This window comes from Geomonas subterranea (assembly GCF_019063845.1).
GTDB lineage: Bacteria > Desulfobacterota > Desulfuromonadia > Geobacterales > Geobacteraceae > Geomonas > Geomonas subterranea.
Genome location: NZ_CP077683.1, coordinates 4,127,537 through 4,147,335 on the forward strand (window position 1 = coordinate 4,127,537; position 19,799 = coordinate 4,147,335).

The window sequence follows — 19,799 nt, forward strand, 5'->3', positions numbered from 1 at the left end:
GTCAGTTCTTCTCCTTCAAAAACGCCTCGGCGAGGATCATGTCCTCGGGCGTGGTGATCTTTATGTTGCGGTAGTCGCCCTGCACCACCCGGACCGGCTCCCCCTGCCATTCCAGGAGCGAGGCGTCGTCGGTTCCTAAAAAACCGGCTGCGGCAGCCTGGTCGTGCGCAGCGCGGATCATGCCGTAGCGGAAAGCCTGCGGCGTCTGTGCGAGCCAGAGCGTTTCGCGCGGCGGCGTAGCGGTGATGATCCCGTCGCGGACCACCTTGACCGTGTCCTTCACCGGGACGGCGACCACCGAGGCTCCGGCATCCCTAGCGACGGCGGCGGCGTCCTCGATCATCTGCACGGAGACGAAGGGGCGCACCCCGTCGTGGATCAGCACCACGTCGTCGGGGTTGATATCCCCGATGGCGCGCAGCCCGTTGTACACCGAGTGCTGACGCTCGCTCCCCCCGGGGACGATGGCCCGGACCTTGGTGAAGCCGTAGCGTTCGACCACCTCGCTGCGGCAAAAGGGGATCTCTTGTTCCGGGGAGACCAGGTAGATCGCGTCGATGCAGCCGGCTTCCTGGAATGTCCGGACGGTGCGGGCGAGGATGGGCATTCCGTCCAGCATGAGGTACTGCTTGTTGGAGCCTGCTCCCATCCTCTTTCCCATGCCGGCGGCGGGGATCAGCGCGAACGTTCTTGCCAAAATCACCTCGGGATCAGCGAAGGCCCCCTGTACGGGGAAAATCGCCGAATTATACAGTTTGGCTGTGAAAAAACCAGTTAAATATGACCAAAGTACCGATCCTCCCCTCGCCCTGCGGGAGAGGGCTTGGGGGTGAGGGCACCAGCCGCCAGCGGCACAGACGGCAGCTGCACCCACCTCCCGCCCCCCTCCGCGGATCGAAGCGTTTCGGCGCGCAGGCCGTCAAGGGAGGAGGAGCGAGTCGCTCGGTTCATGCCGGAGGCCGATGCTCAGCCGGCGAGTGCGCCCAGCGCCGCTGCCAAATCGTCCAGGTCGGCGTCCTGCAGGGTTCTCGGGTCGAGCAGGAAGGCGTTCTTGTTGATGCGCCCGATCACGGGGATCTCCATCCCGCGCAGCCTTGCCTCGATGTCGTTGGGAGTGAGCCCCTCGACCGCAACCTCGATCAGCATGGTGGGGAGGTTCAACAGCGGCAGCGTCCCTCCCCCCGCCTGGGAGAACCCCTCGCTGAGCTTGAAGCTGACGGCGTCCGGAGTGCGGCGGCGCAGCCGGCCGGTGATCTTCCTGGCCCGGGCGGTCAGCTCGGGGAGGGTTGCGGTCAGCATGCGCAAGGTCGGCACTTCCTTCAGCGCCACCATCTCGTCGCGATAGAGGGCGAGCGTCGCCTCGAGGCTTGCCAGGGTCAGCTTGTCCATCCTGAGCGCGCGCAGCAGCTGGTGCTTCTTCATGGCCTCGATGAACGGCTTCTTCCCGACTATGATGCCGGCCTGGGGACCGCCCAAAAGTTTGTCCCCGCTGAAGGTGATCACGTCGACCCCGGCGCGGACGAAGTCCTGGACCGTCGGTTCGGGGCAGGGGAGCCGGTTGGAAAGGTCGACCAGGTTGCCGCTTCCCATGTCGGCCAGAACCGGCACTCCAGCCTGTTTCCCCAGCTCGACCATCTCCTCCGCGGTGACCTCCTTCGTGAAGCCGAGCACGGCGAAGTTGCTGCAGTGCACCTTGAGGAAGACGGCGGTGTTCTCGTTCACCGCGCCGAGGTAATCCTTGGGATGGGTCCGGTTGGTGGTGCCGACCTCCTTCAGGGTCACGCCGGACAGCTTCATGACCTCGGGGATCCGGAAGGACCCGCCGATTTCCACCAGCTCCCCGCGCGACACCACGGCCTCGCGCCCGGCCGCCATGGCACTCAGCGTGAGGAGGACGGCCGCGGCGTTGTTGTTCACCACGATGGCCGCCTCGGCGCCGGTCAGCTCGCACAAAAGCGCCTCCACGTGGCTGTAGCGGCTGCCGCGGACACCCTCGTCGAGGTTGAATTCGAGATTGGAATAGGAAAAGGCGATCGTGTTCAGCGCGTCGCGCGCCGCCTCGGGGAGAATGGAGCGCCCGAGGTTGGTGTGGATCACGATGCCGGAGCCGTTGATGACCCGCTTCAGGCTCGGCTGGGTCAGCAGCCGCAGCTCACGCGCAACCTCGGCGCAGACGGCGGCTTCGCCAAAGGCGTCGTCGTTGAGTCCGCCGGCGCGGGCACCGCCGCGCAGCCGGTCCAGCACGATCCTTACCGCCTTCAGGACCAGCTCCCGCGGCTGCCCGGAAAGAAGCGTGCGCACCGCCTCCCATTCGAGCACGCGGTCAACCTTGGGGATCATTTTGAGCTGCTGCACGACGCCTCCCTTCTCATTGAAATGGCAACGGGCTAATTTAGCGCAAAGTGCGCCGTGAGGCAAAGGAAAACCACAAGGGGAACGGGCAATTGCCCACTAAAGAAGGGGGAAGGGATGACGCAATCGGCAACGGACCAGTGACGATGGGCACCTGAGGCATTGCAGTGAATCCAAAGCGGAGCGAAGCGGACGGGTGACGAAGGCGCGGGGTAGCGGGTGAGAGGGGCGGGGGGGATGACAGGCCGCCTCCGGAACCATGAAAGAGAAAGGCCCCGCGTCTCCTTGGAAACGGGGGCCTTATGGGAAATATTACAGATCGAGCCCTTTGCAGGTCCATGCTTCAGCGGCGGCGGCGTCTTCCTCGATCAGCACCTTGCCGCCATACTCGGCATTTTTCTGCACCAGCATCTCGGCCATGACCGGATCACGCTTGCGGAAAGCCTCGATGATCTTCTCGTGTTCCTCCACCGAGAGCTGCATCCGGCCCGGCTTCATGAGCGACGCCAGGCGCAGCCGCTGGAACTTCTTCAGCAACTGGGCGATCATGTCGTGCAGCTTGTCGTTGCCGGCTCCCTTGATGAAGAGGTCGTGGAAGCTGTTGTGTACCTTGAAGAAATGACGTACGTCGCCTTCCTCCGCGATCTCGCGCAACTTCTCGTTGATCGCTTCCAGCTTGTTTATCTCCCTGGTGCTGAGCAGGCTGCAGGCCTTGCGGGCGGCGTAGCCTTCAAGAATGCTCTTTATGGCGTAGAACTCTTCGACGTCTTTCGCGGAGAAACTGGCGACCAGCGCCCCTTTGCGCGGTATGACGGAAAGGTACCCTTCGGATTCCAACTGGCGGAACGCTTCGCGGATGGGGGTGCGGCTGATGCCGAAACGGGCTGCGAGTTCGGGTTCAGCTACCTTTTCTCCCGGCTTGAGGGCTCCTGACATGATGGCATCGCGGATCGTCTCAAGTATCCGTTCTCTAAGGGTAAGGTGCTTCTCGACATTCTTCTTCATGCGGCCCCCTTCAATGATCGCCGTATTGTATACAGTATCCAAAGATTGTCAAGAACTTCCCTCTTTGAAATTGTGGTGTTGCACATGAAAAAGCTTGAAATCTCGCTGCACGCTCTGTATGTTGCGACGCTGAGGGAGTTTAGCCATGGACCCGGTACGACATTTCAAGATATCCATCGGTGTGCTGTTGCTGTTGCTTACCGTTGGCACCTGCGGCTACATGACGCTGGAAGGGTGGAGCCTGCTCGACGCCCTGTACATGACGGTGATCACCCTGGGAACCGTCGGCTTCCGCGAGGTCCACGACCTGAGCCACGTCGGCAAGGTTTTCACCATGATGCTGATCTTCTTCGGCGTCGGCGTCATCGGTTACATCGTGGGGAGCCTGGCCCAGATCATGTTCGAGGGGCAGTTCCAGCGGATCATCGGGAGGAAAAAGGTGGAAAAGGCCATTGCCGCCCTGGACGGGCACTACATCATCTGCGGTTTCGGGCGCATAGGCTCGCTGATCTGCAAGGAGTTCGCCGCCAAGCCGCTTCCTTTCGTGGTGGTGGAGAAGGACATCGAGATGATCGCCCAGATGGAGCAGGACGGCCACGGCTACCTGTTCCTGCCCGGCGACGCGACCATCGACGACGTGCTCCTGAGGGCGGGAATCAAGAAGGCCAAGGGGCTCATCTCCGTGGTCACCTCGGATACCGAGAACGTCTACATCACGCTGACGGCGCGGGGGCTCAACCCCGACCTCTTCATCCTGGCACGCGCCGGCGAAGAGGGGAGCGAGCTGAAGCTGAAGCGGGCCGGCGCCAACAAGGTCGTTTCCCCCTACCTCATCGGTGGTTCCAGGATGGCCCAGGCGATCCTGCGCCCCACCGTGGTGGATTTCATCGAAATCGCAACCGGACGGGAGCACATGGAGCTGCAGATGGAGGAGATCCTGATCCCTGCGCACACCGGCTTCATCGGCGAGACGCTGGCCAGTTCAGGCTTTCGCAAGGAGACCGGCGTCATCATCGTCGGGGTCAAGAAACAGACCGGAAAGATGGTGTTCAACCCGGAATCCCACACCAAGATAGAGGCGCACGACACGCTGATCGTGCTGGGGGAACCGGCGGCGATACAGAAGCTGGACCAGCTGGTCCGCTGCGACAGCTGCGCCGAGGAACTGATCAAAAAACACAGGAAAAAAGATGACTAAAAGAGTCTTCGTCCACGTCCCGCACACCCAGATCGAGGAGCATCTCCCCTTCATCCTGGAGCGCCGGCTGAGCCCGGAGATCTACTTCTCCGCCGACGCGCTCGACGCCGCCACCCCGGCGCGACTCGCCGAGACGGCGCAGGCGCTCAAGGGAGAGGGGCTCACCTGCACCATCCACGCGCCGTTCATGGACCTGAACCCCGGCTCGCTGGAGCGGATGCTGCGGGACGCGACCCTGCACCGCTTCGGGCAGGTGCTGGACGCAGCCGAAATACTGCGCCCCGAGGTGATGGTGTTTCACCCCGGTTTCGACCGCTGGCGCTACGGCGAGGCGCAGGGGCAGTGGCTCGAGTTGAGCGTCGCCGCCTGGCGCGGCGTTTTGCAGAGGACCAAAGCGATCGGCACGGTGGTGGCGGTGGAGAACATCTTCGAGGAGGAGCCGTCGACCCTGAAGGCGCTCTTCGAGGCGGTGCAGGAACCATCATTCGGGCACTGTTTCGACGTGGGGCACTGGAATCTGTTCAAGCGGGTGGGGATGGCGCAGTGGTTCGAGGCGCTGGGGACGTGGATCAGGGAGGTGCACATCCATGACAACAGTGGCACCAGGGACGATCACGCGCCCCCGGGGGAAGGCGCCATCGACTTCGAACTCTTCTTCCGGTTGATGGGGCGCTACGCGCCGGATGCCGCCTATACCATCGAGTCACACAGCAGGCCACACCTGGAGAGCTCGCTGCGGGTCTTGGCCCCGCACCTGGGCTAGCGGCGGGACTTCGAGGAGCGCTTGAGGGCCCAGGCGAGGTAACCGACCACGCCGACGTTGACCAGGAAAACCGTGACGCGGGCCCAGTCCGGTTTGCGGAAGATCTCGATGACTTCGACGGGGAGGTAGATCGCTCCGGAGAGGAAGCCGAACCATTCCGCCCATCGTTTCTCATGCCACAGCCCGTATGCTTCCGCCAGCCGGACCGCCGCGAAGGTGAGCGCGGAAGCCGCAAGCATCCAGAGCTGCAGGTCGGTAACGCGGTTGGCGGCGTCGATAAAGATGCCCGGATAGTGGCGCGCCGGGTTCATGTGCAGGACCAGCACCAGCCGCACCGCGATGTGGTGCAGGTCCTTGTGCACCAGCGCCAGCACGCCGCAGCCGGCCAGAAGGACCACGGCCCCCTTCAACGCCTCGAAGACCGCCACCACGCGCAGCCCGCCCCGCTTTGCCTTCCCCCTCACCGCCATCCGCAGTTGCCCCCGTTTTATCCGCGAAAGATGAAAAAGACGGCCCCCGCCATGCAGAGCCCCGCCCAGAGATAGTCGAGCTTGAGCGGTTGCCCCATGTAGAACACGGCGAACGGGACGAAGACCGAAAGGGTGATCACTTCCTGCATGATCTTTAATTGTCCCAGGTTAAATGTTCCGAAGCCGGCGCGGTTCGCCGGCACCTGGAGCATGTACTCGAACAGGGCGATGCCCCAGCTGGCGAGGACTGCCACGTAGAGCGGCGCACTGCGCAGGTCTTTGAGGTGCGCATACCAGGCGAAGGTCATGAAGACGTTGGAAAGGATCAAAAGTACGATAGTTCTCATAGCGGTTCCGATAAAGATTTAGCTCCGTTACGCCGGGGGCGCGCGGCCGCCGCTGGCCGGGTCCGGAGCGGGTGGCACACCGGAGGGGGCTGCGGCGACTGGCAAGGATAGCACGAGAGGTGCGTCCCGCGCAAAGGTTGCAACAGGATAAAACGCCGGTGGGCAAAGTGACGGATAAATATTGGTCTCCAGTAATTAACAAAAACATTACTTGCTGATCTTTCAGAAGTTTCAATTGTTTACATCACAAAAATACTGTAGTATGCGGGCGTTTTGGCCGTTCCTGTTGCTGTCGTTCTGTCAACCGCGAAATGATTCGGTGTACTTAGGCGATGCCTTGGTGGCAGTTGACAGTGGCTCGTCGGCCGTTATGTACGCTGAGTTTTGCGTCGAGGCGCGTGGTCGTGTCCGGCGTTATTTTCTGCGAGGGGACGGAACTATGAAGATTGAGAAACAGGAAGCTTATCTGAAGGAATGGCAGGGGCATGAGGAACTTGCCGAGCGCATGCTCCCGATCATCGGCCATCTTTACCGCGACAACAACATCGTCACCACGGTGTACGGCCGCTCGCTGGTAAACAGCCCGACCATCGAGATCCTCAAGGCGCATCGTTTCGCTCGTCTGATCCTCGACGGCGAGCTGACCGTCCAGGAGACGTTCCCGGTCCTGGAAGCCCTCGCCAAGCTGGACCTGGCACCGGCACGCATCGACCTGGGGAGGCTCGCGGTCCGCTATGAGGCCGTCAAGGACAAGGTCTCCATCGACGACTTCGTCGCCAGCGAGCTCGCCTCGGTCAACACCGGCCGCACGCCGCTGCTCGACGAGCCGCAGGACATCGTGCTTTACGGTTTCGGCCGCATCGGCCGCCTGCTCGCCCGCATCCTGGTCGAGAAGTCCGGCAGCGGCGAGAAGCTCCGTCTGCGCGCCGCCGTGGTGCGCAAGGCCGGCCCGGACGACCTGGTCAAGAGGGCGAGCCTCCTGCGCCGTGACTCCGTGCACGGTCCCTTCAACGGCATCATCACCATCGACGAGGAAGAAAACGCGATCATCGCCAACGGCAACATGATCCGCATCATCTACTCCGACGCCCCCGAAAACGTCGACTACACCGAGTACGGCATCCATAACGCCATCGTCATCGACAACACCGGCAAGTGGCGCGACCGCGAAGGGCTCGGCCGTCACCTGAAGGCGCCGGGCGTCTCCCAGGTGCTCCTCACTGCACCGGGCAAGGGGGACATCCCCAACGTCGTCGCCGGCATCAACAACGAGCTGATCGTGGCGCAGGAGACCATCTTCTCCGCGGCGAGCTGCACCACCAATGCCATCGTTCCGGTGCTGAAGGCGGTCAGCGACAAGTTCGGCATCGTGAGCGGCCACGTCGAGACCTGCCACTCCTACACCAACGATCAGAACCTGATCGACAACTACCACAAGGCCGACCGCCGCGGGCGGAGCGCCCCGCTCAACATGGTCATCACCGAGACCGGCGCCGCCAAGGCCGTGGCCAAGGTGCTTCCGGAGCTGACGGGCAAGCTGACCGGCAACGCCATCCGCGTGCCGACCCCGAACGTCTCGCTGGCGATCCTCAACCTGCAGCTCAACACCGAGACCGACGTGGAGACGCTGAACAGCTACCTGCGCGCCATCTCGCTCGATTCGCCGCTGCAGAACCAGATCGACTACACCAACTCCCCGGATGTCGTCTCCAGCGACTTCGTCGGCTCGCGCCATGCCGGCGTGGTCGATTCCCTGGCCACCATCGTCCAGGGGAACCGCTGCGTGCTCTACGTCTGGTACGACAACGAGTTCGGCTACAGCTGCCAGGTGGTGCGCATGGTCCAGAAGATGGCGGGCCTGGAACTTCCGGCGCTGCCGGTCTAGCTTCGTCACAGGCAAAAGCGGACAGACAAGGAAAAGGGGCATCCGGAGCGGGTGCCCCTTTTTGCGTCAAGGGCAGGCCGGTAACGCCGTGGTGGCCGCCGGATGCTTCTCTTGCCCACGGCGGCGAAGCAGGGTAAAGTTCACGCTGCACGGCGAGGGGACACATGAAAGTCGACAGTGGCACAACTTTAATCCCGCAAGGCCCGGTCCGGATCCTGGCGTATATCGCCGCCGGGGTGTTCTGCGTCTGCCTGCTCGCGTTCGTCCTCCTGCACGCCTATCTCGCCACACCGCTCCCCGCCCGACAGATCTCCCGCCTGGTCAGCTCGTCCTTGCAGCAGGAATTCACCGTGCGGCGTGTTTCCTTGTCGGGGCGCACGGTGGTGCTGGACGGGGTCAGGCTGCGCAACCCCAAAGGTTTCGCGGGACCCGATGTGGCCGCCGCGGAGACCGTGGTCATCAAGCCGCAGTGGCTGGCGTTATTGCGGGGGAAGCGGCGCTTCGACCTCATCGCCATCGACGGCGGCAACATCAACCTTCTAAAAAATGACGCGGGCGCCTGGAATTTCAGCGACCTGCAGCGCAGGCTCGCAGCCAGGAAACCGGTGCAGCCTCCCCCGGAGACGGTGATCGGCAAACTCCTGGTGCGCAAAGGGGCGCTGACGGTGCAGGGTGAGGGGGTGCGCGGCGTCGACCTCAAGCTTTACAACCTTACCAGCGGAGGGTCGCGCAACGCCCAGGTGGAGCTCGCCTTCGAGGACGCGGCGGCCAACCGTTACCAGTTACAAGGGACCGCACGGCCCGGCGCCGAGGCCGCGGTGGACCTCACCCTGAGTGCCCCGGTCCTGTCGCTGCGGAGGGTCGCCACCCTGCTGAAGCTGAAGAACCCGGCGGCGCTGGAAAAGGCGCGGGGCTCTCTCACCGTCAACGGGGTGCTGGCCAGGGGGGAACTGCGCAGCTCAGGCTCCTTCCGGTTCACAGACGTATCGTTGCCGGCCGCCGGGGGAACCTATCCCGTCGCCGGGACGCTGCAGTTCAACGGCTTTTACAGCCTTACCGAGGACCGGGCGGACCTGAACGAGGCGACGCTCGACATCGAAAAGGTGGCTCAGCTGCATGCGGAAGGGAGCCTGAGCGGGATCAGGAAGGAGCGGCGCTTCGCCCTCCTGTTCGGGGTGGACCAGGTAGACCTTGCCCTTCTGAACGTCCTGCTGCCGGAGGAGGCGCGCAGGGGGGTGCTGCTGGGGGGAAGCTTCGTTGCGAATCGCTGCGGCTGGAGGGTACCGCAGCGGGAGGCGTGGAGAGCGCCGCCGGCATCCTGCTGCTAAGGGAGGGGTGGCTGGCGAGGAAGGGGGAACGGCTGGTCACGGGGCTCTCGGGGAAGGCGACGCTCTCCCGGAAGGGAAACGGGGTGTCCGCCATCGGGGCGCTTTCAGAGGCGCCTGGGGAGGGGGGGGCGGTCGTCGGCTCCCTCCGCCTGCCCTTCGACGTCACCCTTTCCTCGCACCTGAAGCCGGTGGCGATGCACAGCTCCGGCTTCAGCGCCCGGGTCTACGGTGTTCCCGTGGACGGCCACATCTCGTATGAAGCGCAGCGGCCTGAACCGCTGTCGGCTGCACTGAGAGTGGCGCAGGCGAAGCTCACCTCCCTGAACCCTTTCCTGCAACGCCATGACCTGCAGGCGACCGCGGGCACCGCATCGGGAACCGCCGTGTTGGCCGGAAAGAACGCGCAGGAGCTGAAGCTCTCGGGAAGAATCGCGCTTGCCGGCATCACGGGGAAGCGGGGCAAAGACCCGGTTGCGGTCAAGGAGGGGGTGGTCACGGTCGCACTGCGGCAGCAGGGGGGACACCGGCAGGCCTCCGGTGAGGCGAACCTGGCAGGGATCGCCTTTGGTTCCCGGAGCGGGGATGCACGTTTCCGCTACCGGCTGGAGGACGAGCAGGTGAGCCTGGAGGGGGTACAGGCGCGGCTGGGAGCGGCGAGAGTGGCGGCCACCCGTATCGCCGGCCGGTTACCGCCTCGAGTTGCCTCCGCCGGGCGCGTTCCGCTGGTCGTGGAGCTCGAAGGGGGGACGTGGCACCAGGGTGACCTTGAACTTTCCGGCCTCTCGGGGCGGACCCGGGGGGACATGGTCACGTCAGGAGCGGAAAAATGGCTGGAGGGGACTGCCACCCTCTTTTCCCGCGCCGTCACCATGAAAGGGTACGCCGCGGGGGGCGCTCAGCTGCAGGCGAGGTTCGACAGAGCGGGGGGGCATGCCGGGCTGAGCGGGAAGTTTCTGGGGGGGGAGCTTGATGCAGAGGCGGTTTTCCGTCCCTTTGCTCCGGAGGGGGGCGTCACCTTCAAGGCCACCCTGCAGGATGGGGGTGCGGCCCAGGCGGCGTCCTTTTTACCTAAGACGGCAATCATCCGCCCGACCGCGGGGCACCTGGAGGTCAGGAGTTCCGGTACCTACTCGGGCAAAAGGGGGGTGGAGTGCCGATTCGAGACCAGGGGACGCGGGCTCGCCTTCTCCAAAAGCGGCAAGAGCGCATTGTCAGGAGCCTCCCTCTTCCTGTCGGGGAGCTACTCGACTGGGAAGCTTTCCATCGGAGAGGGGCTGTTTTCGCCGGGAAAAGGGGTGGCGCTGCGGGCGCGGGGGCAGGTGGCGGAGCTCTTCTCCTCCAAGCGCAGTGGGATCATCACCTTTTCCCTTCCCGGCACCCCGGTGGAAGCCCTGGTTGACGCCACCGTGAACCTCATCCCCCCGGCACTCCAGGAGGCGACGCTCAAAGGGGCGCTCTCGGCGGATGCAACGCTGGAATTCCGGGAGGGGCGGCAACTTCTGGAAGGGGTCGTCGATGTGCGCGACGCACGTATCGAATCGGCACCCCAGAAGCTGGCCATGAGCGATATCAACGGCAGGATTCCTGTCTCCTTGGATCTTTCAGGGAAGAGCGCCTCGCAGCCCAAAGACACCAGGGAGTTCAGCAGGGGGAACTACCAGCGCCTGCTGGGGCAATTGGGGGGGCTCCCCGCAGGAGGCGAGCAGTTCACGGTGGGACGGACGGTATTCGGCACCCTGGAACTGGGCAAACTGACCCTCCAGTTGCGCGCCTCGCAGGGGCTCATGGAAATCGCTCCCCTCCGCACCACCCTCTATGACGGCGCCATCCTGGGCTCCGGCTACCTTGCCGTCAGGGATAAACCGACCTACCGCGTGGACCTGCTGGTCAACGGGCTCAGCCTGAAGAAACTCTGCCGCAGCCTCCCCAGCCTCCAAGGGTACATCTCAGGGCGGGTGGACGGCGTGATCAGCGTCAGGGGCGTGGGAGGGGGCATCCTGGGGATGACCGGGTTCGTCGACCTCTGGGCACGCGAGGGGGGGGGCGAGAAGATGCTGGTCAGCAAGGAGTTCCTGCAGCGCCTGGCAAAGCAGAAGCTGAGCGGATTTTTCCTGACCCGCGACCGCGCCTATGACGAGGCGGAGATCAAGGCGAACCTGCAGGAGGGGGACCTGAGTTTCAACACCCTGAAGATCGTCAACACCAATTTTTTCGGGGTGAAGGATCTGAACGTGAACATCGCGCCGACGCAGAACCGGATCGCCCTGGAGCACCTGCTTGAGTCGATCAAGGAGGCCGCGGTGCGCGGAAAGCCCGCAACCGGTGAGCCGCCGGCGGAGAAGGCGCCGGCGAAACAGGAACTGGTGCCGGAGTTCAAGTGGGAAGAGTGATCCTACTGTGTTATATTTCGTGATGTCCACATCCGGAGCAGACCAACGTATAGATGGGGGTATTCCATGAACAGAAAATTGATCAAGTTGCTGCTGGCCCTTGCCTGTTTCTCCCTTGCCGCCTGCGCGGTGATCACGGTCAACGTCTACTTCCCCGAGAAGGCCGCCAAGGAAGCCTACAAGTCGCTGGACGACATGCTCCTAAAGAGCGGGGAGAAGCCGGCCACCCCGGCCCCTGCGCCGGGACTGCCGCCGGCCGCACCCCTCGACAAACCGCAGAGTCGGCTTTTTGACAGTCTGCCGGAGTTCTCGTTGGTGGCCCAGGCTTTTGCCGCGGATGCCGATGCCGACGCGGAAGCGCTGGCAGTCGAGCTTTCCAGCATGCCGGAGGTTCTGAAGGCCTACGACGAGATGAGCAAGCGTCTCCCGAGGCTGAACGCCCTCTTCGCCAGCGGGGCCGTCGGGATCTCGAAACAGGGGCTGGTGGTGGTTCCCCCCTCTGCCAAGGGGAAACTCGGGCCGCAGGATGAGGCCTTGCTGGCCGCTGAAAACCAGAGCCGCAAGACGGTGGTGCTCAGCATGGCCAAGGCGATTCTGAAGCTGCAGAAGCAAAAAGAAAGCAAGGAGGCGCTCAACCTGGTCATGGCGAAAGCGGCGGTTACCTATGCCGACACCAAGCGGGAAGCAGCCCAGCCGGGGTGGTGGATGCAGCTGCAGAACGACCGGTGGGTGCAGAAGTAGTTTCCGGCGACATCACGGGAAAGAAACGGCCGCGGCGCTTGGTGCCCGCGGCCGTTTCTTGTAGCAGGCTGGGGCAATGGGGGCGACCTCCCTCTCCCTCCGGGAGATGGCCGGGGTGAGGGTGCGGCCACCATTTCCCAGGAGGAGAGTGGGACGCCGGTCAGGAGCGACGACACGGGGATGGCGGAATTTTGACACCTGTGCAAAGTTTGAACTGCTGCTCAAAATGTGAAAGTCCTTGATTCTATGCTGTTTTCAGCGCAATCGGCGGGCGGGGAGCGGCTTCGCTGTTCAACCGCTGAGTCGGCAGGACGGGACGGTCATCGCCAGGATCTCTCTCAAAACCGTGTAAAATCGGTACGTTGAAAAAAATTTGAGCTGCCGGTGGGTTTGGCACCGCTCTTGTATTAATGAAAGACAAAGCGGCACTGCAGATGCCGCTTGCCAGAAAACCCAACTTTTGCGCCGATGATGGATCCTCCTTTTCCTCTCGGCGCTTTTTTTTGTTCATCCGGGAGTCGCGGGAAAAGGGCCATTTACCCCGCGTCCCTTGCGGCAATCATTTCCGTGCCTTGCGGCTTCACCCACCCCCCGGCCCTCTCCCGTCAAGTGCGGGGGTGGCGTGAAAAGGGGGGGCTCCGCAGAGTTCCCGGATGAACCAATCTGGCCCGCCGGGGGGCTCAGGCCAAAAGCAGCCGCCCCAGCGACGCCTTCGCGGACGACCCTGACACGTCCGGCATTATCTCGAGTTCGAGCGTGGTCACTCCGGCCAGGTCCACCTGGTACTCCTCCTGCTCGGTCGTGGTGCCGGGAGGGGCAAAGGTGAACTGCTGGCGCACGATCTCCCGGAAGCTTCGGGCGTGGTTCTGCGCGTAGCGCAGCACGAACTCCTGGGTCCGCGTCACTTCCTCCTCGTTGATCAGCAGGTAGATCCGCTTCAGGTTTTGCGGAGCGTCAAACAGCAGGCGGATCATCTGGGGACCCGGGTCCGCCGCACGCCATCCCGGTGCCCCCACCGGTTGCAGCGCCGATTCGATGGGTTGCGAAGGATCTTCCGACGTTATTTCCACTTGGGCGATGCTGTCGAGGTCCAACCACTCCGCTCCCGTCACCGGGCGCTCCTGAGCCTGTCTCTTAACAACAGTTTTGCGCATCTGGTTCTCCTGTTCCGCCGTGGCGGTGCCCTCGCCGGCTGATCCGTGCGGGGGGTAAAGGTACGTTTAAAGGTGTAACGCGACAGCCCACCAAGCGATCAAGGCCGCTTCCGCTACCGCGTCCAGCAGGTAAATTGGTGCGATGATCTTCCTGGAGACGTAAATGACATCAACGGCGGCGAGGGCCGCAGCGCTCCCGACCGCGAGCAGTCTCACCGCCTCACCCAGCTCCGCATTGAAGCCGGCAACGAGGAGCGCCGCCCCGATTACCGCCAGGACAGCACCGACCGTCTTTACCAGCCACAGGTCGGTCTTGGGACCGGTGACCATCATGAAGGTGGTGATGCTGAAGATGGGCCACAGGCCCGTGATCAAAAAATAGGCCCCCTGCACGAGGGCGACGGCCTGTTCCATGGCTCCCCCGGGTGCGGCTAGAGCTGACCGTGGTCGGCGAAACTGTAGAACTCGTTCTCGCCGATGATGATGTGGTCGAGCACCCTGATCCCCATGAGGTGCCCGGCGTCGCACAGCCGCCGTGTCACCTCGAGGTCTTCGAGACTGGGGGCAGGGTCACCGGTTGGATGGTTGTGCAAAAGGATCATGGCGGCTGCGGACTGGCGCACGGCGGCGTTGAAGACCTCGCGCGGGTGCACGATGCTCTGGTTCAGCGACCCCTCTGAGATGAGGGCGCGGGTGATGATCCGGTTTTTACCGTCCAGAAGCAGCGCCATGAACTGCTCGGTGTGGCGGTCCCTGAATTCATGGTTCAAGTGCTCGAAGACCTGGGACGCAGAGGTGAAGCGCTCGAACGATTCGATGGGGCGCCGCTCCTTCTCGCGGATGCGCCGGGAAAGGTCGAGCGCGGCGAGGATGCAGGTCGCTTTGGCCGGGCCGATTCCCTTCACCTGCTGGATTTCCAGGTAGGAGGCGTCGGCGAGGGCGCGCAGCGACTTGAACTGGAGCATCAGCTCGCGCCCCAGGTCGAGAGCGCTGCGGCGGCTGGCGGCATTGCCGCTGCCCAGGATCAGCGCCAGCAGCTCCGCCTCGGACAGAGCCGAGGCGCCTCGTTGCATCAGCTTCTCGCGTGGACGCTCCGCTTCGGGCCAGCACTTGATTCCGCCGCTCATGAAGTGCTCCTGTCCGGGTGGTGGGTGCTAAAAAATTAAAGTGCAATCATACCCGAAGGGCGCTAAGTTTGCCAGGCGGCGCGGGGGGCAAGTGTAAACGGTGGACGCCGGGTTGGTTAGGTTAATTTACTTATTTCATTGTTTTATATTTGCCGGGAATGTGGTATATCTCGCCAGTTTGTAACTAGATGCCGGCCGTCAAGACCGGGACTTTGGAGGGACTAATGTTTGGGTTGATGCCAAAAGAAGAAAAGTTTTTCGCCATGTTCAGGGAAATGTCCCACAACATCATCGAAGGGGCCCAGCTCCTGAAGGACATGCTCGACAACTTTGACGATCCGGTGGCCAGCCAGCGCAAGATAAAGGACGTTGAGCACAAGGGCGACACCATCACCCACGACATCATCAAGAAGCTCAACAAGAGCTTCATCACCCCCTTCGACCGTGAAGATATCTATGCCCTCTCCGCGGCCCTCGACGACATCCTCGACCTGATCGACGCCTCGGCCCAGCGCTTCGTCATGTACAACGTAGAGAAGCCGACGCCCGAGTCGAAGGAGCTTGCGTTCCTGATCCTCAAGGCCTGCCAGACCATCGACAAGACCGTCGCGGTCCTGGGCGGGAAGCTGGAGCCGATCAGCGCCTACTGCATCGAGGTGAACGCCCTCGAGAACGAGGCGGACCGCGTCTGCCGCGAAGCGATCAGCCGTCTCTTCGCCGAGGAGAAGGATCCGATCCAGCTCATCAAGTGGAAGGAGATCTACGAGACGCTGGAGACCGCAACGGACAAGTGCGAGGATGCCGCGAACATCCTGGAAAGCGTGGTGGTAAAAAATGCCTGAGGTCACACTGGTCCTGCTGGTGGCCGTCATCGGCGCGGCCCTGCTGTTCGACTACATAAACGGCTTCCACGACACAGCCAATGCCATCGCTACCTGCGTCTCCACCCGCGCGCTCACCGTCAGGACGGCGATCTTCATGGCCGCCGGACTCAACTTCCTGGGTGCCATGATCTCCACCAAGGTCGCTGCTACCATCGGCAAGGGGATCGTCGACGCCAGCAGCATCACCCAGATGGTCGTGCTTGCCGGCATTCTCGGCGCCATCATCTGGAATCTGATCACCTGGTACTACGGGCTCCCCTCTTCCTCCTCCCACGCCATCATCGGCGGACTGGTCGGCTCGGTGGTCGCCCATGCCGGCAGCGGTGCGCTGCACTGGGCCGGTCTCAAGAAGATCGTGACCGTGCTCGTCATCTCGCCCATCGTGGGTGCCTTCTTCGGCTTCATGTTCATGGTCGGCATGATGTGGGCCTTCAGGAACAAGGCGCCCTACAACCTGAACAAGGTGTTCCGCAAGCTGCAGATCCTTTCCGCCGCGGTCATGGCCTTCTCCCACGGCACGGCCGACGCACAGAAGTCGATGGGGGTCATCACGATGGCACTGCTGAGCTACGGTTCCATCACCACCTTCGATGTCCCCAACTGGGTGAAGATGTCGTGCGCCATCGCCATGGGGCTTGGCACCGCCGCCGGCGGCTGGAGGATTATTAAGACCGTCGGACATGACTTCGTGAAATTGCAGCCGGTGCACGGTTTCTGCGTGGAGACCGCTTCGGCGGCGGTCATCCTGGGCGCATCGGCCATGGGGCTTCCCACCAGCACCACGCACGTGATCACTTCCTCCATCCTCGGCGTCGGGCTCACCAAGAGGATTTCGGCGGTCAACTGGGGCGTCGCCTACCGCATCGTCACGGCATGGGTGATCACCATTCCGGCTTCGGGCTTCGTGGGTTTTGTAAGCTACATCGTGTTGTCACCATTTCTGGGCAAGTGACAGGGGGGAGACATCGGGAAGAGAGGTCGGGGGCGGTCTGCGGACTGCTCCCGATTTTTTTTGCGGCTATTCCAGTTCTTCGCCCACCTCGGTCATCTCCTTGGCGAGTTCCGCCTGGGCGGCGTCCTTGGCGCGGAACCGTATGACGAGGTAATAGCAAAGGAAGTAGGCGATGATGGCGGCGAAGAAGCCGAGGATGGAGGAACCGAGGATCAGGGACTTGGCGTAGCGCTCCAGGTTATGCCACTCGAGCCCCCCCGCGAGCGGGAGGTCCTTGATGGGTCGGCCGCGCAGGAAGGCGCCCAGCTTGTAGCTCACCCCCAGGATGGGGACCACCGTGATGGGGGTGTTGACCCAGGCCCCGGTGATGCAGGTGAGCTTGTTGAGTCTGAGGAGAAAGGCTGCCGCGATGGCGAGAGGGGTGTGGAGGCCGAAGAACGGGGTGAAGCTGATGAACACGCCGACCGCGAATCCGGCGGCTATGTGCCCCGGATGGCTGTCGAGCGAGAGGATGCCGTAGATCCTTTTTTTCCAGCGTTCTTTGTTCAGCAACAGTCACCTCGAAATGGGGCCCAGTCTAAAGTTCGCACCACTCTTTGTCAATGAGTTTGAGTCCGCGCGCTCCTTAAGAAAATTGCCATGGGTGGGGAAACGTGTTAGTATCCTTGCCTTTACTAAACAAATAGACGGAATTCGGTATGCGTAAGGAACTGCTCAAGAAGGTAAAGAGAATCGTGGTGAAGATCGGCTCCGGCGTCCTGACCTGCGAGGATAACGGCATAGACCCGGCGTTCCTGGACGGGCTCGCCTCGCAGATAGCGGGGCTGCGCGCCCGGGGGATCGAGGTGGTCGTGGTCTCCTCCGGCGCCGTGGCCGCCGGGCGCCAGGCGCTCGGCCTTCCGGACCGGCCGCGGACCCTGCCGCAGAAGCAGGCGGCCGCCGCCATCGGCCAATCGCGCCTCATGCGCGCCTACGAGGAGGCGTTCTCCGCCTATGAGCTGAAAGTCGCCCAGATCCTGCTGACCCGCGACGACCTCGCCAACCGGCGCCGTTTCCAGAACGCCCGCGGCACCCTGGATACCCTCCTCTCCTGCGGCATCGTCCCGGTCATCAACGAGAACGACACCGTCGTGGTCGACGAGCTGAAGTTCGGGGACAACGACAACCTTTCCGCCCTGGTGACCAACCTGGTCGAGGCGCAGCTCCTTTTGATCATGACCGACATCGACGGTCTCTACACCGCCGACCCGCGCACCGATCCGGGCGCCACGCTGATCCACCAGGTGGGCGCGGTGACCCGCGAGATGGAGCGCGGGGCGGGGGGAAGCGGCACCAGTGTCGGCACCGGAGGCATGGCGACCAAGCTCGCCGCCGCCAAGAAGGTGGTGAAATCCGGCGTCGCCGCCATCATCTTCGCCGGCAAGGGTGAGGGGAACCTGGCGCGGGTCATGGGGGGGGAGCTGCTCGGGACCCTGTTCCTGCCCGCGGGAGAGTCGCTGAACCGGCGCAAGCACTGGATCGCCTTCACCATCAAGCCGGCGGGGAGCCTCGTCGTCGATGCCGGCGCCCGCGGCGCCCTCGCCACCCACGGCAAGAGCCTGCTCCCCTCGGGGATAGCGAGGGTCGAGGGGCGTTTCGACCGCGGCGCCTGTGTCAGGGTCGTCGACCCGGAGGGGGTCGAGTTCGCGCGCGGCATCGTGGACTACTCAAGCCAGGAGATCGAGAAGATCAGCCGTCACAAGAGCAACGAGATCGAGCAGATCCTCGGTTTCCGCTACGGCGACGACGTCATCCACCGGGACAATCTCGTTTTGTTGTAAACCGCATTTAACAGGGATGAAGGGGATGCAGGGGATAAAACCGGAAACGGTTCAAGAGGTTTTCTCCCATGCGTTGCCTCCTTATCCCTTTCATCCCCTTCATCCCTGTCGGAGGTACACATGTCAGTTGCCGAACAGATCCGCAGCATAGCAGCCGAGGCCCGGCAGGCCTCCTTCGCCATGGCGAAACTCTCTTCCGCCGTGAAGAACGAGCTTCTTCTGGACATGGCGCAGGGGCTTGTGGGCAACGCCGAGGAGATCATCGCGGAGAACCAGAAGGACCTCGAGGCCGGCAAGGAGCGGGGGCTTTCTTCCGCGATGCTGGACCGCCTCATGCTGAACGAGGCCCGCATCAAAGGCATGGCCGACGCCATCCGCGAGGTAGCCGCGCTTCCCGACCCGGTGGGCGAGGTGACCGGCATGTGGAAGCGCCCCAACGACCTGATGGTCGGCAAGATGCGCATCCCGCTTGGCGTCATCGGCATCATCTACGAGTCCCGCCCGAACGTCACCTCCGACGCGGCCGCCCTCTGCCTGAAGAGCGGCAACGCCGTGGTGCTGCGCGGCGGCTCCGAGGCGATCCACTCGAACCTCGCCATCGCCACCGTCCTCAAGAACGAGCTGGCCAAGCGCAATATCCCTGCTGCTGCACTCTCCCTGATCCCGTTCACGGAGCGCGAGGGGGTCACCGAGATGCTAAAGCAGGAGGAGTTCATCGATGTGATCATCCCGAGAGGGGGCGAGAGCCTGATCCGCTTCGTGGTGGAGAACTCGAAGATCCCGGTCATCAAGCACTACAAGGGGGTCTGCCACGTCTTCGTGGACGCCTCCGCCGACTTCGAGATGGCGCGCGAGATCATCATCAACGCCAAGGTGCAGCGCCCCGGCGTCTGCAACGCCCTGGAGACGCTGTTGATCCACAAGGACATCGCGGAGAGCTTCGTCCCCTTCATCTACCAGGCGCTCGACGCGCAGAAGGTGGAGCTGCGCGGCGACGAGACCTTCCGCCGCTTCGCTCCGCAGGCCGTGCCGGCCACCGAGGATGACTGGTACGCCGAGTACCTGGAGCTGATCCTGGCCGCGCGCGTGGTGGACGGGCTGGACGCCGCCATCGACCACATCAACCGCTACTGCTCGCTGCACACCGAGTCGATCATCACCGGCGACTACGCCAACGCCCAGCGCTTCATCCGTGAGGTCAACTCCGGCGTGGTGATGGTGAACGCCTCGACCCGCTTCTCCGACGGCAACCAGCTGGGTCTGGGGGCCGAAATCGGCATCTCTACGACCAAGCTGCACTCCTTCGGCCCGATGGGGCTCACCGACCTGACCACGACCAAGTTCATCGTGTACGGCTCGGGGCAGGTGCGGCCTTAAAAGCCT

Annotated in this window: 20 protein-coding genes; 10 read left to right on the forward strand and 10 right to left on the reverse strand. The window is 63.2% G+C overall.

All coding sequences use genetic code 11. The annotated features are described in order from the left end of the window. Position 1: 1 nt before the first annotated feature. The 3 genes from ispD to KP001_RS18100 all read right to left on the reverse strand — a co-directional run bounded on the left by ispD (position 2) and on the right by KP001_RS18100 (position 3,357). On the reverse strand, positions 2-697 hold the full coding sequence (gene ispD / locus KP001_RS18090) for a 2-C-methyl-D-erythritol 4-phosphate cytidylyltransferase (RefSeq protein ID WP_217286943.1): 696 nt from the start codon (positions 695-697) through the stop codon (positions 2-4). Between the two features lie 269 nt (positions 698-966). Then, a complete protein-coding gene (gene selA, locus KP001_RS18095) occupies positions 967-2,340 on the reverse strand; it encodes an L-seryl-tRNA(Sec) selenium transferase (protein ID WP_217289650.1) in 1,374 nt (457 codons plus the stop codon). A 324-nt stretch (positions 2,341-2,664) separates the two neighbouring features. Beyond that, complete coding sequence (locus KP001_RS18100) at positions 2,665-3,357, reverse strand: GntR family transcriptional regulator (RefSeq protein WP_217286944.1); 693 nt, start codon at positions 3,355-3,357, stop codon at positions 2,665-2,667. A 145-nt stretch (positions 3,358-3,502) separates the two neighbouring features. On the opposite strand from KP001_RS18100, the gene KP001_RS18105 reads away from it, so the two are divergent. Together KP001_RS18105 and KP001_RS18110 are read left to right on the forward strand one after the other, a co-directional pair. Next, entirely contained in the window at positions 3,503-4,555 is a 1,053-nt protein-coding gene (locus KP001_RS18105) for a potassium channel family protein (RefSeq protein ID WP_217286945.1), read from the forward strand. Beyond that, positions 4,548-5,318: a sugar phosphate isomerase/epimerase family protein gene (locus KP001_RS18110; protein ID WP_217286946.1), complete on the forward strand. Its 771-nt coding sequence runs from the start codon at positions 4,548-4,550 to the stop codon at positions 5,316-5,318. Before KP001_RS18105 ends, KP001_RS18110 begins: the two co-directional genes overlap by 8 nt. On the opposite strand, the gene KP001_RS18115 is transcribed toward KP001_RS18110, so the two are convergent. Next, the gene (locus tag KP001_RS18115; protein WP_217286947.1) at positions 5,315-5,788 is read right to left on the reverse strand and encodes a DUF2127 domain-containing protein; all 474 of its coding nucleotides are present in this window, start codon (positions 5,786-5,788) and stop codon (positions 5,315-5,317) included. The two genes, KP001_RS18110 and KP001_RS18115, sit on opposite strands and share 4 nt — an antisense overlap. Before the next feature lie 17 nt (positions 5,789-5,805). Then, a complete protein-coding gene (locus tag KP001_RS18120; RefSeq protein ID WP_217286948.1) occupies positions 5,806-6,135 on the reverse strand; it encodes a DMT family protein in 330 nt (109 codons plus the stop codon). A 439-nt stretch (positions 6,136-6,574) separates the two neighbouring features. Between KP001_RS18120 and KP001_RS18125 the strand changes: the two genes are divergently transcribed. The 4 genes from KP001_RS18125 (at position 6,575) to KP001_RS18140 (ending at position 12,479) form a co-directional block, all read left to right on the forward strand. After that, a complete protein-coding gene (locus tag KP001_RS18125) occupies positions 6,575-8,020 on the forward strand; it encodes a glyceraldehyde-3-phosphate dehydrogenase (protein WP_217286949.1) in 1,446 nt (481 codons plus the stop codon). Between the two features lie 164 nt (positions 8,021-8,184). Then, positions 8,185-9,348 carry an AsmA family protein gene (locus tag KP001_RS18130; RefSeq protein ID WP_217286950.1) on the forward strand — a complete coding sequence of 388 codons (1,164 nt, stop codon included), beginning with the start codon at positions 8,185-8,187 and terminating at the stop codon, positions 9,346-9,348. Next, positions 9,318-11,738 (forward strand): AsmA family protein, encoded by a 2,421-nt coding sequence (locus KP001_RS18135; protein ID WP_217286951.1) that lies wholly within the window; start codon positions 9,318-9,320, stop codon positions 11,736-11,738. The genes KP001_RS18130 and KP001_RS18135 overlap by 31 nt, the downstream gene beginning before the upstream one ends. Before the next feature lie 66 nt (positions 11,739-11,804). Then, positions 11,805-12,479: a DUF1318 domain-containing protein gene (locus tag KP001_RS18140; protein WP_217286952.1), complete on the forward strand. Its 675-nt coding sequence runs from the start codon at positions 11,805-11,807 to the stop codon at positions 12,477-12,479. A gap of 244 nt (positions 12,480-12,723) precedes the next feature. Here the strand turns inward: KP001_RS18140 and KP001_RS18145 are convergent, their stop codons facing one another. The 4 genes from KP001_RS18145 to radC all read right to left on the reverse strand — a co-directional run bounded on the left by KP001_RS18145 (position 12,724) and on the right by radC (position 14,760). Further along, entirely contained in the window at positions 12,724-12,990 is a 267-nt protein-coding gene (locus tag KP001_RS18145; protein WP_217286953.1) for a hypothetical protein, read from the reverse strand. 169 nt (positions 12,991-13,159) lie between these two features. Further along, positions 13,160-13,633, reverse strand: a complete 474-nt coding sequence (locus KP001_RS18150) for a hypothetical protein (protein ID WP_217286954.1) — start codon at positions 13,631-13,633, stop codon at positions 13,160-13,162. Positions 13,634-13,699: 66 nt separating this feature from the next. Next, positions 13,700-14,047 carry a hypothetical protein gene (locus KP001_RS18155; protein ID WP_217286955.1) on the reverse strand — a complete coding sequence of 116 codons (348 nt, stop codon included), beginning with the start codon at positions 14,045-14,047 and terminating at the stop codon, positions 13,700-13,702. Positions 14,048-14,064: 17 nt separating this feature from the next. Next, entirely contained in the window at positions 14,065-14,760 is a 696-nt protein-coding gene (gene radC, locus KP001_RS18160) for a RadC family protein (protein ID WP_217286956.1), read from the reverse strand. Positions 14,761-14,984: 224 nt separating this feature from the next. Between radC and KP001_RS18165 the strand changes: the two genes are divergently transcribed. Next, positions 14,985-15,602 (forward strand): DUF47 domain-containing protein, encoded by a 618-nt coding sequence (locus tag KP001_RS18165; protein ID WP_217286957.1) that lies wholly within the window; start codon positions 14,985-14,987, stop codon positions 15,600-15,602. Continuing rightward, complete coding sequence (locus tag KP001_RS18170) at positions 15,595-16,596, forward strand: inorganic phosphate transporter (RefSeq protein ID WP_217286958.1); 1,002 nt, start codon at positions 15,595-15,597, stop codon at positions 16,594-16,596. The genes KP001_RS18165 and KP001_RS18170 overlap by 8 nt, the downstream gene beginning before the upstream one ends. A 66-nt stretch (positions 16,597-16,662) precedes the next feature. Here the strand turns inward: KP001_RS18170 and KP001_RS18175 are convergent, their stop codons facing one another. Continuing rightward, the gene (locus KP001_RS18175) at positions 16,663-17,148 is read right to left on the reverse strand and encodes a DUF2062 domain-containing protein (RefSeq protein ID WP_217286959.1); all 486 of its coding nucleotides are present in this window, start codon (positions 17,146-17,148) and stop codon (positions 16,663-16,665) included. Positions 17,149-17,294: 146 nt separating this feature from the next. Here KP001_RS18175 and proB point away from each other — a divergent pair, with 146 nt between their 5' ends. Then, positions 17,295-18,416 carry a glutamate 5-kinase gene (proB, locus tag KP001_RS18180; protein WP_217286960.1) on the forward strand — a complete coding sequence of 374 codons (1,122 nt, stop codon included), beginning with the start codon at positions 17,295-17,297 and terminating at the stop codon, positions 18,414-18,416. A 105-nt stretch (positions 18,417-18,521) separates the two neighbouring features. Continuing rightward, the gene (locus KP001_RS18185) at positions 18,522-19,793 is read left to right on the forward strand and encodes a glutamate-5-semialdehyde dehydrogenase (protein ID WP_275423384.1); all 1,272 of its coding nucleotides are present in this window, start codon (positions 18,522-18,524) and stop codon (positions 19,791-19,793) included. Positions 19,794-19,799: the final 6 nt, after the last annotated feature.

Coding starts and splice junctions, on each gene's coding strand:
- selA (WP_217289650.1), bottom strand. CDS start 2,340: ATGATCCCCAAGGTTGACCGCGTGCTCGAATGGGAGGCGGTGCGCACG.
- KP001_RS18100 (WP_217286944.1), bottom strand. CDS start 3,357: ATGAAGAAGAATGTCGAGAAGCACCTTACCCTTAGAGAACGGATACTT.
- KP001_RS18105 (WP_217286945.1), top strand. CDS start 3,503: ATGGACCCGGTACGACATTTCAAGATATCCATCGGTGTGCTGTTGCTG.
- KP001_RS18110 (WP_217286946.1), top strand. CDS start 4,548: ATGACTAAAAGAGTCTTCGTCCACGTCCCGCACACCCAGATCGAGGAG.
- KP001_RS18115 (WP_217286947.1), bottom strand. CDS start 5,788: ATGGCGGTGAGGGGGAAGGCAAAGCGGGGCGGGCTGCGCGTGGTGGCG.
- KP001_RS18120 (WP_217286948.1), bottom strand. CDS start 6,135: ATGAGAACTATCGTACTTTTGATCCTTTCCAACGTCTTCATGACCTTC.
- KP001_RS18125 (WP_217286949.1), top strand. CDS start 6,575: ATGAAGATTGAGAAACAGGAAGCTTATCTGAAGGAATGGCAGGGGCAT.
- KP001_RS18130 (WP_217286950.1), top strand. CDS start 8,185: ATGAAAGTCGACAGTGGCACAACTTTAATCCCGCAAGGCCCGGTCCGG.
- KP001_RS18140 (WP_217286952.1), top strand. CDS start 11,805: ATGAACAGAAAATTGATCAAGTTGCTGCTGGCCCTTGCCTGTTTCTCC.
- KP001_RS18145 (WP_217286953.1), bottom strand. CDS start 12,990: ATGAACAAAAAAAAGCGCCGAGAGGAAAAGGAGGATCCATCATCGGCG.
- KP001_RS18150 (WP_217286954.1), bottom strand. CDS start 13,633: ATGCGCAAAACTGTTGTTAAGAGACAGGCTCAGGAGCGCCCGGTGACG.
- KP001_RS18155 (WP_217286955.1), bottom strand. CDS start 14,047: ATGGAACAGGCCGTCGCCCTCGTGCAGGGGGCCTATTTTTTGATCACG.
- radC (WP_217286956.1), bottom strand. CDS start 14,760: ATGAGCGGCGGAATCAAGTGCTGGCCCGAAGCGGAGCGTCCACGCGAG.
- KP001_RS18165 (WP_217286957.1), top strand. CDS start 14,985: ATGTTTGGGTTGATGCCAAAAGAAGAAAAGTTTTTCGCCATGTTCAGG.
- KP001_RS18170 (WP_217286958.1), top strand. CDS start 15,595: ATGCCTGAGGTCACACTGGTCCTGCTGGTGGCCGTCATCGGCGCGGCC.
- proB (WP_217286960.1), top strand. CDS start 17,295: ATGCGTAAGGAACTGCTCAAGAAGGTAAAGAGAATCGTGGTGAAGATC.